Source organism: Mesorhizobium sp. WSM3866 (assembly GCF_002294795.1).
Lineage (GTDB): Bacteria > Pseudomonadota > Alphaproteobacteria > Rhizobiales > Rhizobiaceae > Mesorhizobium.
In genome coordinates, this window is sequence record NZ_NSGC01000008.1 from 143,086 (window position 1) to 157,772 (window position 14,687).

General features: G+C 65.0%; 13 protein-coding genes and 1 pseudogene. 9 read left to right on the forward strand and 5 right to left on the reverse strand.

Annotation, left to right across the window (positions count from 1 at the left end; all coding sequences use genetic code 11):
• Positions 1 to 4 precede the first annotated feature (4 nt).
• The 5 genes from CK222_RS19350 to CK222_RS19370 form a co-directional block, all read right to left on the reverse strand.
• A complete protein-coding gene (locus CK222_RS19350) occupies positions 5 to 736 on the reverse strand; it encodes an ATP-binding cassette domain-containing protein (protein ID WP_066993169.1) in 732 nt (243 codons plus the stop codon).
• Between the two features lie 3 nt (positions 737 to 739).
• The gene (locus CK222_RS19355; protein WP_066993166.1) at positions 740 to 1,717 is read right to left on the reverse strand and encodes an ABC transporter permease; all 978 of its coding nucleotides are present in this window, start codon (positions 1,715 to 1,717) and stop codon (positions 740 to 742) included.
• A 158-nt stretch (positions 1,718 to 1,875) separates the two neighbouring features.
• The gene (locus tag CK222_RS19360; RefSeq protein WP_095801450.1) at positions 1,876 to 2,853 is read right to left on the reverse strand and encodes a sugar ABC transporter substrate-binding protein; all 978 of its coding nucleotides are present in this window, start codon (positions 2,851 to 2,853) and stop codon (positions 1,876 to 1,878) included.
• 39 nt (positions 2,854 to 2,892) lie between these two features.
• A complete protein-coding gene (locus CK222_RS19365; protein WP_095801451.1) occupies positions 2,893 to 4,095 on the reverse strand; it encodes a mandelate racemase/muconate lactonizing enzyme family protein in 1,203 nt (400 codons plus the stop codon).
• Positions 4,095 to 4,814 (reverse strand): FadR/GntR family transcriptional regulator, encoded by a 720-nt coding sequence (locus CK222_RS19370; RefSeq protein WP_095778886.1) that lies wholly within the window; start codon positions 4,812 to 4,814, stop codon positions 4,095 to 4,097. Before CK222_RS19370 ends, CK222_RS19365 begins: the two co-directional genes overlap by 1 nt.
• A 105-nt stretch (positions 4,815 to 4,919) precedes the next feature.
• Here CK222_RS19370 and CK222_RS19375 point away from each other — a divergent pair, with 105 nt between their 5' ends.
• The 9 genes and pseudogenes from CK222_RS19375 to CK222_RS19410 all read left to right on the forward strand — a co-directional run bounded on the left by CK222_RS19375 (position 4,920) and on the right by CK222_RS19410 (position 14,673).
• Entirely contained in the window at positions 4,920 to 5,819 is a 900-nt protein-coding gene (locus CK222_RS19375) for an SMP-30/gluconolactonase/LRE family protein (protein WP_095801452.1), read from the forward strand.
• A gap of 113 nt (positions 5,820 to 5,932) precedes the next feature.
• The gene (locus CK222_RS19380; RefSeq protein WP_095801453.1) at positions 5,933 to 6,376 is read left to right on the forward strand and encodes an SRPBCC family protein; all 444 of its coding nucleotides are present in this window, start codon (positions 5,933 to 5,935) and stop codon (positions 6,374 to 6,376) included.
• 263 nt (positions 6,377 to 6,639) lie between these two features.
• Positions 6,640 to 6,969, forward strand: a pseudogene (locus CK222_RS33380) (patatin-like phospholipase family protein); the annotation flags it as partial.
• 41 nt (positions 6,970 to 7,010) lie between these two features.
• Positions 7,011 to 7,769: a hypothetical protein gene (locus tag CK222_RS19385; protein ID WP_280951774.1), complete on the forward strand. Its 759-nt coding sequence runs from the start codon at positions 7,011 to 7,013 to the stop codon at positions 7,767 to 7,769.
• A gap of 121 nt (positions 7,770 to 7,890) precedes the next feature.
• Positions 7,891 to 8,595, forward strand: a complete 705-nt coding sequence (locus CK222_RS19390) for an SDR family oxidoreductase (RefSeq protein WP_095801571.1) — start codon at positions 7,891 to 7,893, stop codon at positions 8,593 to 8,595.
• 296 nt (positions 8,596 to 8,891) lie between these two features.
• Positions 8,892 to 9,683 (forward strand): pyrroline-5-carboxylate reductase dimerization domain-containing protein, encoded by a 792-nt coding sequence (locus CK222_RS19395; RefSeq protein ID WP_095801454.1) that lies wholly within the window; start codon positions 8,892 to 8,894, stop codon positions 9,681 to 9,683.
• 355 nt (positions 9,684 to 10,038) lie between these two features.
• Positions 10,039 to 11,541, forward strand: a complete 1,503-nt coding sequence (locus CK222_RS19400; RefSeq protein WP_095801455.1) for a family 16 glycosylhydrolase — start codon at positions 10,039 to 10,041, stop codon at positions 11,539 to 11,541.
• Between the two features lie 51 nt (positions 11,542 to 11,592).
• Positions 11,593 to 13,350, forward strand: a complete 1,758-nt coding sequence (locus tag CK222_RS19405; protein WP_095801572.1) for a type I secretion system permease/ATPase — start codon at positions 11,593 to 11,595, stop codon at positions 13,348 to 13,350.
• A 3-nt stretch (positions 13,351 to 13,353) separates the two neighbouring features.
• Positions 13,354 to 14,673, forward strand: a complete 1,320-nt coding sequence (locus CK222_RS19410) for an HlyD family type I secretion periplasmic adaptor subunit (RefSeq protein ID WP_095801456.1) — start codon at positions 13,354 to 13,356, stop codon at positions 14,671 to 14,673.
• The last annotated feature ends 14 nt before the right edge of the window (positions 14,674 to 14,687 follow it).

Genomic DNA, 14,687 nt, shown 5'->3' on the forward strand with positions numbered 1-14,687 from the left:
ACCCTCACAGGACAGAATGGACTTCGTCGATCGAAGTGTCGCCGATGCGCTTGTCCAGCACGATCTCGCCGCGCGCCATCGCGACGATACGGTCGCAGCACTCGAAGACGTGGTGCATGTTGTGACTGATGAAGACGCCTGTCACCCCCTGTTCCTTCAGGCCGCGCACGAAGCCGATCACCTTGTTGGTCTCCTTGACCGAGAGGTGATTGGTTGGCTCGTCGAGGATCATTACCTTCGACTTGAAGTGCATGGCGCGCGCGATCGCGACGCCCTGGCGCTGGCCTCCGGAGAGCTCGCCGACGAGCGCGTCGGGGGAGCGCAGATGCAGGTCGACATTGGCGATGGCGCGCACGCTTTCCTCGGCCATCTTCTTCTGGTCGAGGATGCCGACGCCGAGGATCGAAAACCGGGTCGGCTCACGGCCGATGAACAGGTTGCGGGCGATCGACATGGTGGGGACCATGGAATTGTACTGGTAGATGGTCTCAATGCCGAGATCCATCGCGTCGCGCGGCGTCGCGATGCTGACCTCCCTGCCCTCGACCTTGATCTCGCCCTGGTCGGCGCGGTGGACGCCGGACAGGATGTTGATCAAGGTCGACTTGCCGGCGCCGTTGTCGCCGACCAGTCCGAGCGCCTCGCCGCGCTTGAAGTCGAGCGTGACGCCTTTGAGGGCATGCACGCCGGAATACCATTTGTGCAGATCGCGCACCGAGATGATGGCATCGCTCACGGCTCAGCCCTCCATCTTGATGGCCTTGGCGCGCTTGCGCATCCAGGCATTGGCGACGACGGCGAAGATGGTCAGGAAGCCGATGGCGAATTTGAACCAGTTGGCGTCGACATGGCTGAGCACGAGGCCGTTGTCGATGACGCGGATGAGCGTCGTGCCGATGATGCCGCCCATGACGGTGCCGATGCCGCCGGCGAGCGAGGCGCCGCCGATGACGGCGGATGCCACCGCCTGCAGCTCCATGCCCTCGCCGATCGAAGGCAGCGGCGACCCCAGCCGCAGCACCTGCAGCATGCCGGCGAAACCCGAGAGCACCGAGCACAGCATGAAGCAGACGATTTTGACCCTGGCGGTCGGGATGCCCATCGCGGCGGCGGCCGGCAGGAAGCCGCCGGTAGCCTTGATCCAGTTGCCGAAATTGGTGCGCGACAGCATCAGCGAGGTCAGCACCGCGACCGCGACGAACCACAGAAACGACATGCGGAACATGTTGCCCGGGCCGACAAAGGAAGTGAACAGCCAAGTCGGCAGGTCGGCGGGCAGCAGCGGCGGGAAGCCGCCGGACACGACGACGGTGAGCGAGCGCGCCATGAACAGCATGCCGAGCGTGGTGATGAAGCTCGGGATGGCGAAGCGGATGGTGACGTAACCGTTGATGAAGCCGATGGCCGCCGAGACGAGCAGCCCGGCGAGCAGCGCCAGCGGGAACGGCCAGCCCTGCACCATCAGCACCGCCATCGTCATCGGCATCAGCGCGAAGACCGAACCGACCGACAGGTCGAACTCGCCGCTGATCATCAGGATGGTAACGCCGATGGCGACGAGGCCGGCCTCCGGCAGGATGCCGAGGATGCCTCGCAGATTGTCCTGGTTCAGGAACACGCCGTGGGAGCGGACCTGGAACAGGACAATGAGCAGCACCAGGAGGATCAGCCCGGCCAGTTCCGGCTTCTCGAGATAGGTCTTGAACAGGCGCTTCAATGAAAGGCTCCGGTGCGGTGATTGTGAAAGGTACTGTGGCGCCGCGTTCCTTCACACCCCCCTCTGTCCTGCCGGACGGTCCGGCAGGACAGAGGGGGGTGATGTCCCGCCAGCATTTCGGTGACGGGCGTCTCGGCCAATCTCAAAGGCATGCGACCTCAGCGCATGCCCTGCGCGGACAGCGCCATGATCGCATCGGCGTCCTTCTGGCGCACGATGCCCTGCCCCGTGTCGATGTCGGAAGGCGCAAGACCGAGCTTCTTGTTGAGATAGACTTCCATCACCGGCATGAAGCCCTGCATGTAGGGCTGCTGGTCGACCAGCGCCTGGACATAGCCCTTCTGCATCTGCTGCAGCACTTCCGGCACGAGATCGAAGCCGCCGAGCAGGACCTTGCCGGGCGCGACCCCGCGATCGGCCAGCACGCGCGCCACGCCGGCGCACCAGAAGCCGGTGTCGAAATAGGCGGTGGTGTCGGGATGCGCGTTGAGATAGGCGCCGACGCGGTCGGAAGTGATGGCGAGGTCGGTGCCGCTGTCGATGCGCTCCCACGAAAGGTCGCGGTCCTTATGAGCGGCCTTGTATTCCTCGAGGAACTGCATGACGCCGGCGCCGCGGGTTTCGGACCAGTTCTGGCCCGGCGCCGAGATGCCGACCAGCACCTTGATCGGACCATCCTTCGGGAAGCTCTCGGAAATCGCCTTGGCGAGCGAGTAGCCGGCTGGCTTGAAGCCCTGGCCGATGAAGGCCTGGCGCGCATTGCCCTTGGCGCCTTCGGTGTCGTCGACATTGACGGCGATCACCACCACGCCGGCGTCGCGGGCCTCCTTGATGACATCGTCGAAGGCATGGTCGTCGACGATGGAGGTGAGCAGCGCGTCGGGCTTGGCGGCAAGGGCCGCGCGCATGTTCGCGACCTGCTGCTCGATCGATCCCTCGGTCTGGGTGAAGACCATGTTGCAGTTGGCCTCGACCTTGGCGCAGCCATCGTCGAAACCTTTCTTCACCGCCTGCCAGAATGTGTTGGAGGCCGACGAATGATGGGTAAAGACGATGTTGAGCCCGTCGGCTTTGGCGGCCGATTGCCCGCCGATGAGGGCGGCGCCGAGCAGAAGCATTGCTGTCAGTTTTCTCATGTTTGTTCCTCCCTATGGATCCTAGATGTGCGTCTTGGGCTAAATGTCCGTCTGGCTGCTGACGCGGCGGTGGACGGTGTAGGCCTTGCCAAGATCGGGACTGAGCGCCAGCCCGAGCCCAGGCCCCGGCGGCACGGTGATCATGCCGTCTTTCACCTCGGGCAGCGCCGTCACCAAGTCGCGGTACCAGGTGCGGTAGAAGGCGCGCACGCTTTCCTGGACGAGCGCGTTGGGCGCGTTGAGCGACAAATGGGTCGACGCTGCGAGCACGACCGGACCGGTGCAGTCGTGCGGCGCCACCGGCAGCCGCCAAGCCTCGGCCATCGAAGCGATCTTGCGCGCCTCCGACAGGCCGCCGCACCAGGAGATGTCGAGCATGACGATCCCCGCCGCTCCAGTCTCCAGAAGGTCGCGGAAAGCCCAGCGGCTGCCCAGCGTCTCGGAGGCCGAGATCGGGGCCGGACTGGCGGCGGCGTAACGCCTCAAATCGCCGAGGCTGTCCATGCGGATCGGGTCCTCGTGCCAATAGGTGGCGTAGGGCCTGAGCGCCTCGGCGATCCTCATCGCCGGCAGGAGCTGCCACATCGAATGGAACTCGACCATGATGTCGATCCTGTCGCCGACGGCTTTGCGAATCTTTTCAAAAGGCTCGAGCGCCGCCTTCAAGTCGGCTGCCGAGATGTCGTTGCCGCGCGTCTTCTCCGCCGCGTGGTCGAACGGCCAGATCTTCATTGCGGTGATGCCGTCGGAGAGCAATTCCTCGGCCAGCTCGCCGGCGCGGGTGAGGAAGGCGTTGAGATCGTCGTAATCGCGCCCGGCGCCGATGCCGTAATTGGCCGTCGTCTGGCCCTTGGCGTCCTTGATGTACTCGGTGCCGGCGCAGGTGTTGTAAGTGCGGATCGAGCGACGGCTGAAACCGCCGAGCAGCTGCGCGACCGGCTGGCCAGTGGCCTTGCCGAAAATGTCCCACAGCGCGATGTCGAAGGCGGAGTTGCCGCGCACCTCGGCGCCGCTGGAGCGGAAGCCGAGATAGCCGACGAGATCGGCGGCCAAAAGATCGATCTCCAGCGGATCGCGGCCGATCACCCTGGGCGCCACATATTCGTGCAGATATTCCTCGACGGTGCGCGATAGATAAAACGTCTCGCCGAGTCCGGTGATGCCCTCGTCGGTATGAACCTCGACCCAGAGCAGGTTGGGCCGTTCCTCGATGCCGACGGTCTCGATGGCGCGGATCTTCATCAGGCTATCCCCGCGTCGATGAGCGCCTTGACGCTCTTGTCGAAATGCTCGGCCATATGCTCGGCCGCAAGCCGCGGATCGCCCTTGAGGATGGCGTCGGCGATGTCCTCATGGCCCTTGATCATCTTGAGCTGGTCCTCGTCGGAGGAACGGGTTCGCCAGCCGATGACCCAGGTGCGCCGCGTCACGCCGCTGAAGGCGGTGACGATCAGCGAAAAGACCGGATTGTGCGAGGCCGCCGCGATCGCCTCGTGGAAGGCGATGTCATGCTCCATGACGGTCTCGGGGCTCTTGCAACTCTCGCGCATCAGCCGGGCCGACTGGGCGATCGCCGCGGCTTCCGCGTTGGTGCGGCGCAGCGCGGCCAGCGCCACGGTGCGCATCTCGATGGTGCGCCTGACGTCATAGACCTGCTGCACGCTGATCTGCTGGGTGGTGATGCCATGCTCGATCACCATCGACATGGCGCCGGTGTCGAGCTTGGCGACGGTGGCGCGGCGCCCGGCGCTCATGTCGATCAGCCGCATCGCCGACAGCGAGCGGAAGGCCTCGCGCACGACCGTTCGGGAAACGTTGAGCTGGCGCGTCATGGCGGCTTCGCTGGGCAGCGGATCGCCAGGTGCCAGGCCTTCCGAGCGGATGTGCTGGGTTATCGCCTGAATCGCCGTGCTGACCAGGCCAGGACTCGGTTCATCAGGTGGGTCCGTCTGCTCTTGCATGCGTTTCCTCAACACCTGTATGACAGGTTTATGTTGAATTGCTCATAGTTCGGCTTAAAGATATATGTCAAGCTGATTTTCTGACACGCTGCCCCGAGGCGCCCCATGCACGAGAAGCAAGCCGGCCTGATCTTCGATGCGCGCGACGTGGTCGGCGAAAGCCTGGTGTGGGACGAGCGCCGCGAAAGGCTGGTTTGGGTCGACATCATCGGCCGCAGGATCCATCGGCTGGATCCGCTGAGCGGCGCGCATGAAAGCTGGCAGACGCCCGATCTCGTGACCTCGGTCGGCTTGCGCAACGACGGCGGCGCGATCGTCGGGTTGCGCAAGGAGATCGCGCTATGGGACTTCTACGGGCCGTTCCGGGCGCTCGCGACGATCGAGGACGACAGACCGGGAACGCGGCTCAACGAGGGCGTGGTGGCGCCGGACGGTTCGTTCTGGGTTGGAACGATGGCCAACAACATCGGCCCGGACGACGCGCCGGTGCCCATCGCCAGCGATGAAGGTCGGCTCTACCGGGTCGGCCCGGACGGCAAAGCGACGCCGCTCAGCGAAGACCGGTTCGGCATCACCAACACGATGGTGTGGCTGCCCGACGGACGCTTCGTCACCGCCGACACGACGAAGAATGCGCTCTACTGCTATGACTGGGACAAGAAGGCGGGACGGCTCGGCCGGGCGCTCCCCTTCTTCACCGGCTTCGAGCGCGGCCTGCCGGACGGCTCCTGCCTTGACGCAGAGGGCTATATCTGGAACTGCCGGGTGGTTGGCGGAAGCTGCCTCGCCCGCATCGCGCCCGACGGCAGGCTGGACCGGATCGCCGAATTGCCTTGCAGCTGGCCGACGAGCTGCGCCTTCGGCGGCCCCGGCCTCGACACGCTGTTCGTCACCTCGGCGCGCTTCACCATGAGCGCCGAGCATCTCGACGCCAGCCCCTTCGAAGGCGGCCTGTTCGCGCTCAGGCCCGGCGTGCGCGGCGTGCAGGGCAACCGGTTCGGATAATCTCCCCATCGAGAGATCGGCAGCAGCGTTCAAAAAACTTCACCATCGATGTCGGACTGGCCAATCACCGTTCGTCATAGGAGCATAGACCGGCAATCAACAGGAGAAACGATATGCCCAGCACTGTCCGCCTGCACCGCGTGCTCGCCACCAAACCTGAAAAAGTCTATCGCGCTTTCATCGAGGCGGACGCGCTGGCGAAATGGCTGCCGCCGAACGGCTTCACCTGCACGGTGCATCACTTGGATGCAAAGGCCGGCGGCAACTTCAAAATGTCGTTCCGCAACTTCACCACGGGCGAAAGCCATGCTTTCGGCGGCGACTATGTCGAGCTCGTTCCGGGTGAGCTCGTGCGCTACACCGACAAGTTCGACGATCCCAACCTGCCCGGCGAGATGCAGGTGACGGTGACGTTGAAGAAAGTCTCGGTCGGCACGGAGATGGAGATCACCCAGGCCGGCATTCCGGACGCCATCCCCGCCGAGGCCTGCTATCTCGGCTGGCAGGAGTCGCTCAAGAACCTGGCAAGGCTCGTCGAGCCCGAGATCAATCAGTAAAGATCGATCGCAAGGTCTATGCGGCCGGCCGCGACGAAGCGGCCGGCAAGCGGCCCCGCTTTCCACTCCGCGACGTTACGCGTTTCCCCCGCTTGCCAGAACGGCTGCGCTGGGCTGGATTGAGCAAAGCCGAGCTCGAATGCCGAACGGACAGGCAGAAGGGGGGCGCGATGGAGCCGATTCCAGCCGGATCGTCACCGGCTGACGACAAGGTCGAGCATTACGAGCTCGGCCTCTGCCTGTCGGGCGGCGGCTATCGCGCCATGCTGTTCCATGCCGGCGTGCTCTGCCGGCTGAACGAGGCCGGCCTGCTTCAGAAAATCGACATGGTCAGTTCGGTCTCGGGCGGCTCGATTGCCGCCGGGCTGCTTGCGGTTCTCTGGCCGCGCCTCAGCTTTGCCGACGGCGTTGCCACGAATTTCCGCGAGCTTTACGTCGAAAAAATCCTCGCTTTCTCGCAGGTCTTCCTTGACGCGCCGTCGATCCTCAAGGGCGTGTTCAACCCGTTTTCGAGCGCGGCGCGCGAAGTCGCCGCCTGCTACGAGCGCCATCTGTTCGACGGCAAGGTGCCGACGCTGAAGAGCCTGACCCGGCGTCCGTGGTTCGTGGTCTCAGCACCGGCTCGCTGTTTCGCATGTCCAACCGCTACATTGCCGATTACCGGATCGGCATGGCCAAGCATGCGGACCTGCCGGTCGCGACCGCGGTCGCGGCGTCGTCTGCCTTCCCGCAGTTCCTGTCGCCGCTCAGGCTCGACCTCACTCAGTTCGCGTGGGAGAACGACAAGCTCGACGCGAGCGTCGGCCCGCCGGTCCCGGCCGGCCGCGCCGTGCTCACCGATGGCGGCGTCTATGACAATCACGGCATCGAGCCGGCGCTGAAGCGCTGCCGCTGGCTGTTGGTCAGCGACGCCGGCGCGCCCTGGCGAGCGTCCGGCTCCGGCTACTGGAACTGGTTCTCGCAGTTGAAGCGCGTGCTCGACACCACCGACAACCAGGTGCGCTCGCTCCGGCGGCGCGACCTCATCGCCCGCTTCCAGGCGGCGAAGGATGCCGACGACCAGGGCCTGCCCAATGACGCGACCCGGCCCGACTATGCCGCCACCCGCGGCGTCTACTGGTCGATCGCCAGCAAGCCTGACGCCGCCGAGCCGAGCTTCGTGCAAAGCGCGGCAATCGCGCCTGCCGATATCGGCACGTCGCTTCATTTCCTGGGAAGCGAGGAGACGATCGATCTCGTCAATTGGGGCTATTGCGCCAGCGACCAGGCGCTGCGGAGCTGGTACCGGCCGGCGGTGCCGGCTGGAAAGGGCGTGCCACTGAAGGCGGGCGACGTGAAGCCCGGACGCTGTGCGGTGGTGTCAAAGGCGCTGATGAGCGGTTTCAAGGTGTGAGCATGGCGTTCGGACTCCGCGTCCGCTTTCGCCAATCGGCATCGTGGCGCAATCCAAACCGGTTCGTGCCCTGCACCGCCGCGTGCTAACAGAGGCGCTTTCAACAAGGATGGACAGCGACATGGCAGGAGAAAAAGTAGCTCTGGTGACGGCGGGGGGCAGCGGCATGGGCGCGGCGGCGGCGAAGCGGCTGGCCGCCGACGGCTTCAAGGTCGGCGTGCTCTCCTCCTCCGGTAAGGGCGAAGCGCTGGGCAACGAACTCGGCGGTTTCGGCGTCACCGGCTCCAACCAGTCGAACGAGGATCTGAAGCGGCTGACCGACGGCGCGCTGGAACGCTGGGGCCGCATCGACGTGCTGGTCAACAGCGCCGGCCACGGGCCGCGCGCGCAGATCATCGAGATCAGCGACGAAGACTGGCACAAGGGCATCGACACCTATTTCCTCAACGTCGTGCGACCGACCCGGCTGGTGACGCCGGTGATGCAGAAGCAGAAGGCGGGCGTCATCATCAACATCTCGACCGCCTGGGCGTTCGAGCCGAGCGTCGCCTTCCCGACCTCGGCGGTGGCGCGCGCCGGGCTCGCCGCCTTCACCAAGATCTTTGCCGACACCTATGCGGCCGATAACATCCGCATCAACAACGTGCTGCCGGGCTGGATCGACAGCCTGCCCAGCGTAGAGGAACGCCGCCAAAGCGTGCCGATGAAGCGCTACGGCACATCCGAGGAAGTGGCGGCAACGATCTCCTTCCTCGCTTCCGACGGCGCGGCCTATATCACCGGCGAGAACATCCGCGTCGATGGTGGATTGATGCGGGGGTACTGAGGCTCGTTTTCGGCAGGCGGGTCGTTTCGCCGGCAATGCGTGGCCGGCGAACGCCCTCCGATGGCAGGAGGGAGCCGGCGCAAAGGTTTCGTATCCACTGCTCTCCCGGCCCTTGCTCCGGAACGCTGCGCGCCTGCTCGGTTGGCTCTCGACCGTTGCGATGGCGTTGTCGGCGTTCGGTCTTGCGGCAGGCTGGTTTTTCCAGCCCGGTCGATAGCGGACTGACGCGGCTGCGGCTTGACCGCTGGACAGCGGCCGCCGCCTCCCGCACCCTTAAGACTGCAAGGGAGACAAGGATGAGCGCTTCACTCAGGCTGGGCATTGTCGGCGGCGCTGGCTGGCTGGGCGGCGCCATCGCGGGTGCCGCGCTTTCGGCCGGCGTCGCGCGGGCGGAGAACCTTGCCCTCTCCTATCGCAGCACCAAGCCGGATCGCTTTCCAGGCGTCTTTTGGACCGACGACAACCAGGCGCTCGCCGACCGCTCGGACGTCATCATGCTTTCCGTGCGGCCGCAGGACTGGCCGTCGCTCGAGCTGGATGCCAAGGGCAAGCTGGTGATTTCGGTTATGGCCGGCATCCGGATGGCCGAGATCGGCGAGAAGCACGGCACCGGCCGCGTGGTGCGCACGCTGCCCAACGCGGCTGCCGAGGTCGGCAAATCGTACACGCCGTGGATCGCGAGCGGCGACGCCACCGAATTGGACCGCGCGACCGTGCGCGCGATCTTCGGAGCCTGCGGCGTTGAGGATGAGGTCGGCAGCGAGCGCGACATCGACTATCTCACCGGGCTGACGGGCTCGGGGCCCGCCTTCCCTGCCCTGCTCGCCGAAGCGATGATGCGCGACGCCGTGGCCTTCGGCCTCAAGCCGGAGGTCGCGCACCGCGCGGTCAACACCGTGCTCACCGGAACCGGCCGGCTGCTGGAGCTCAACGACGCTTCACCGGCCGATACGGTCGAGGCCTTTCTCGGCTATCGCGGCACGACAGCGGCCGCGATCGAGACGATGCGCGAAGCGGGCTTCGACCAGGCCGTTGCCAAGGGACTGGCGGCCGCGTTCCTCAAGTCGATCGCGATGGGCAAGGCGTGAGCCGACGACGCCGCCCTTTGAGCGCGGAATGCATCAGGCGAGCATCCGCCGGATCGGGCCCCGCCGCTCAGGTGAGTCGTGCCGCCTACGCGAACTCCTCGCGCCGCGATGCTTAATTTTTGATAAAAGAAATTAGTAATATTGTGTAAAACTGAGTGAGCCCTCGCGTGCAAATTGTATTAGGGCGTTCTCACTCTCTTTTCTTGCGAATAATTGATCGCTGAACGGCAAATTTTCTCTGTACTATTACACAATTCCTTGGAACGATACCCGGAATTACAAGTTGACCCGCTAGCGATCGGTTGAGTTCGCATGCCGATTCAAGCAAGCCGTGTATTGCGAGGAGGGTTGTCCGATGAGCAGCTTCGTCAATGCCGTAGGCGTTCCTCTCCCCTATAGCGGCTCGTCCAACCATTGGTACTCGGCGGCGGGGTCCGGACCGGACTTGTGGGGCACCTCCGGAAACGACACCTTCTATGGAGCTTCCGGCGTCAATGTCACCATGCACGGGAGCTACGGCGATGACATCTATTATCTCTATGCCGCGGGCAACAAGGTGGCCGAGGGCTATGGGGCAGGCATCGACACCATCAGCACATGGATGAGCTACACGCTTCCCGACAATGTCGAGAACCTGATCGTCACCAACGCCAAGAACTACGCTTTTGGAAACGACCTGGACAACATCATCACCGCCAAGGCCGGCCACCAGACGCTGGACGGCGGCAAGGGCAATGATGTGCTGATCGATGGCGGCGGCGGTTACGACACTTTCATCATCGCGAAAGGCAACGGAAGCGACCTGATCGCCAATTTTGCCGCGACTGACAGCGTCCGTCTCGATGGCTATGGGTTCACTTCCTTCGACGCCATCCACTCGAACATGATCCAGGCGGGACCGAACGTCATCTTGAACCTCGGATCCGGCGAGATCCTCATGTTCAGGGACACGACCATCGACAAGCTGCAGCCCAGCCAATTCCAGCTGCCGATCGACAAGTCCGACATGACGCTGTCTTTCAGCGACGACTTCAACGCGCTGAACCTCCACAACAGCCAAGGCGGCACGTGGGATACCAACTTCTGGTGGGGCGCGCCGAACGGCAGCACGCTCGCCACCAACAACGAGCTGCAATGGTATGTCGACGCCAATTACGCGCCGACGAGCTCGGTCCACCCGTTCAGCGTGAACAACGGCGTGCTCACCATCACCGCGGCGCAAGCGCCGGCGGACATCAAGCCGCTGATCAACAATTACGAATACACCTCCGGCATCCTGACCACGCATGACAGCTTCTCGCAGACATACGGCTATTTCGAAATGCGCGCCGACCTGCCGGAAAACGCCGGCGCCTGGCCGGCCTTCTGGCTGCTGCCGGAAGACGGCTCGTGGCCGCCTGAGCTGGACGTCATCGAAAGATACGGCCAGACCCCGAGCTCGCTTCTGATGACCGCGCATACGATGGAGACGGGTACGCACACCATGGTCGGGTCTACGGTGAATGCGATGGATACTGCCGGTTTCCACACCTATGGCCTGCTGTGGACGCCGGACAAGCTTGTCTGGACCTATGACGGCGTGCAGGTCGCGGAAGCGGCGACGCCCTCGGACATGGATAAGCCCATGTACATGCTGGTCAATCTTGCGATCGGCGGCCAGGCCGGCGCGCCGCCGGATCATCTTGCCACACCGGCTGAGATGAAGATCGACTACATCCGCGCCTATACGCTGGACGCTGTGGAGGCTAACCCCCTGATCGCCACCAGCAGCACCACCACCGCAACGCACAGCACTGCCACGCACAGCTTCGGCAGCAGCACGCTGCATCACGGTTCCGAGTTTGGGGGCCACGCTTAAGATTTTCAGGCGATCGGTTCGATGTCCCGGGATCATGCAGCGGCGGCCGATATGACTGCACCGTCGAGCCTGCGGGCGGTGTTCCTGCGCGCCGTCGGCGATGTCGGGCTCTTCTCGCTGCTGATCAACATCCTGCTTCTGGTGATCCCGCTTTATCTGCTTCAGGTCTATGACCGCGTGCTGCCCTCCTCCAGCGTCGAGACGCTGGTCTATCTGTCGGCGATTGCGGTTCTTGCGCTCGCTTTCCTCGGACTGCTGGACGCGATCCGCGCCGTCTACACGCAGCGCGTCGCGGCCGCCGTCGACAGGAAGCTCGGGGCAAGGACATTCGCCCTCTCGCTGGCGCCCAAATATGCCGGCGGCCTGTCGCCGCTGCGTGATCTCGCCTCGGTCTGCGCCTTCGTCCGGTCGCGCGGCGTGGCGGTGCTGTTCGACCTGCCCTTTGCGCCCGTCTTCCTCGCTTTGCTCTATCTGATCCATCCGGTGCTGTTCTGGGTGACAGTCGCCGGCGCGGTGCTTCTGCTCGTCCTTGTCGTCGCGAACCAGCTCGCCATTGGCCGGAACGATGCCATGTCCGCGGAACGCTCGGCGTTGGCGAGCCATGCGGAACAGGTCTTTGCCCGCAATGCCGAAACGCTGCGCGCCATGGGCATGGTCGAGAACGCCGCTCGGGTCTGGGGGCGGCATGTCGGGGCAGCGCTCACGCTTTACGACCGTTCCTCGAGCGCCAATGCGATCTTCAGCGGCGCCTCGCGGGCGCTGCGCATGATGCTGCAGCTGGCGATCCTCGGCGCCGGCGCGTGGCTGGTGCTCGAGGGGCAGATGACGGCGGGTATGATCTTCGCCTCCTCGCTGGTGTCGTCGCGCGCGCTGCAGCCGCTCGACCAGCTGATCGGCGCCTGGCGGCAAATCGTCGAGGCAAAGCGGGCCTGGAAGCGGCTGGAGACGGCGCTTGCTGCGCACCCGGCCGAGAAGCGGAAACTGGCGCTCCCCGATCCGTTAGGCGCGATTTCGGTGCAGGACGTTTTCTTCATGGCACCGAACGCACAGCCCGGCACCGAACCTATCCTCAAGCGGCTGAATTTCCAGATCGGCGCCGGCGAAGCGGTGGCGATCGTCGGGCCGAGCGGCGCCGGCAAATCGACGCTGGCGCGGCTGCTTGTCGGTGCCGCGCAGCCGACCGGGGGCGCAGTGAGGATCGACGGCGCCGACCTCAGGACCTGGGAGGAAAAACAGCTCGGGCGACAGATCGGCTACCTGGCGCAGGAGGTGGAGCTCTTTCCCGGCACGATCGGCGACAATGTCGCCCGCTTCGACGCGCAGGCCGAGGACGCCGCGATCGTCGAGGCCGCCAGGCGCGCCCAGGCGCATGAGTTGATCCTGGCGCAGCGCGACGGCTACCAGACAATGATCGGCCCTTCCGACAGGACGCTCTCGGGTGGCGAGCGCCAGAGGATCGGGCTGGCGCGCGCCTTCTACGGCAACCCGCGCATTCTCGTGCTCGACGAGCCCAGTTCCCATCTCGACGGCAGCGGCGAGGCGGCGCTCGAAGTGGTGCTGGTCGCCGCGCGGGCGGCGGGCGTCACGATCCTCGTGATCACACATCGGCCGTCCATCGCAACGGCCTGCGACCGCGTGATGGTTCTGCGCGGTGGGGTGATCGAGGCCTTCGGCCCGAGCGCCGAGGTGCTGCGGCGGTCCACTGTCGATAGAGGCGCCGGCAACGCCCCGGCCGCCCAGCAGGGCACGGTGGTGACCGGATCATTCGCGCCGATGATCCGCACGCACGGCATCCGCTTCGGATCCTAGACGATGACGATCGAGAGCCTTGCCTGGGATGGACAGCCGCGCACCGACTTCCGGCGCGTGGCCTTCATAGGATATGCGGCAATCGCGCTCTTTGCGGGCGGCTTCGGCTATTGGGCGGTAAGCGCGCCGCTGTCCGGCGCGGTAATCACGCAGGGCACGATCTCGGCGACGGGCGGCAACATCCTCATCCAGCAGCCCGAGGGCGGCATCATCCAGCAGCTGCTGGTCCGCGAGGGCGACCGCGTGCAGCAGGGCCAGGACCTCATCCTGCTCGACCGGACGGCAGCGCAAGCCGAGCTCAACCGTCTGACCAGGCAGTCGATCGCGCTCAAGGCGAGCATGGCGCGGCTGGAGGCGGAGCGCGACGGGCTGGACAGGCTCGCGCCGATCACCGAGGCAGCGCCGGCGCCGTTCCAGCAGGATTTCCAAAACCTCATCCGCGAGCAGCAGAAGGAGTTCGACGCCAGGCTCGCCCGGTTCCGGTCGGAGCAATCGATCATGGCGCAGCGGGTCGCCATGCATCGCGAGTCGGTCGTGGGCTTGAACGCCCAGAAGCTCGCCATCCAGCAGCAGGCCGATGTCGTGAAGAAGGAGCTCGGCATCAAGACAGGCCTGCTCGACAAGGGCCTCACCAACCGTACCGAATATTCGCAGTTGCTGCGCTCGGAAGCCGATCTGGTCGGCCAGGCCGGCGCGCTGGAGGCCAATCTTGCCGGGGCCAACAGCCAGATCGTCGAGGCGCAGGTGCAGGTCGAGCGGCTGACCACGCAGCGCGTGGAGGAAGCGCTGACCAAGCTCGACGAGGTGCGCACCAACCTCGCCGACATCGAGGAGCAGATCAGGGCAGCCGAAGCGGTGCTTCAGCGCACGACGATCAAGGCGCCGGCGGCAGGCATCGTGGTGTCCTCCACCTATAATTCGAAAGGCAGCGTGATCGCGCCCGGCGAAAAGATCATGGAGATCCTGCCCACCGCATCGGGCCTCAACGTCGATGCCAAGCTGCGGCCGAAAGACGTCGATCAGGTGCGCGTCGGCCAGCCGGCGAAGCTCAGGCTGTCAGCGCTCAACACGCGGCTGACGCCAGAGGTATCGGCGACCGTGACGCAGATCTCGGCCGACCGGCTGATCGACCAGGCTACCCACGAACCCTATTTCCGCGCCAAGCTGAAGATCGCCGACGCGCTCCCGCCCGGCGTCAAGCCGGAGCAACTCTATCCGGGAACGCCGGTCGAAGCCTTCATCAACACCGGCGACCGGACCTTCTTCGAGTATCTGGCGCGGCCGATGGTGGATTCGTTCGCCCGGGCGTTTGCGGAGAGGTGAGCGGGCGCTCCGCG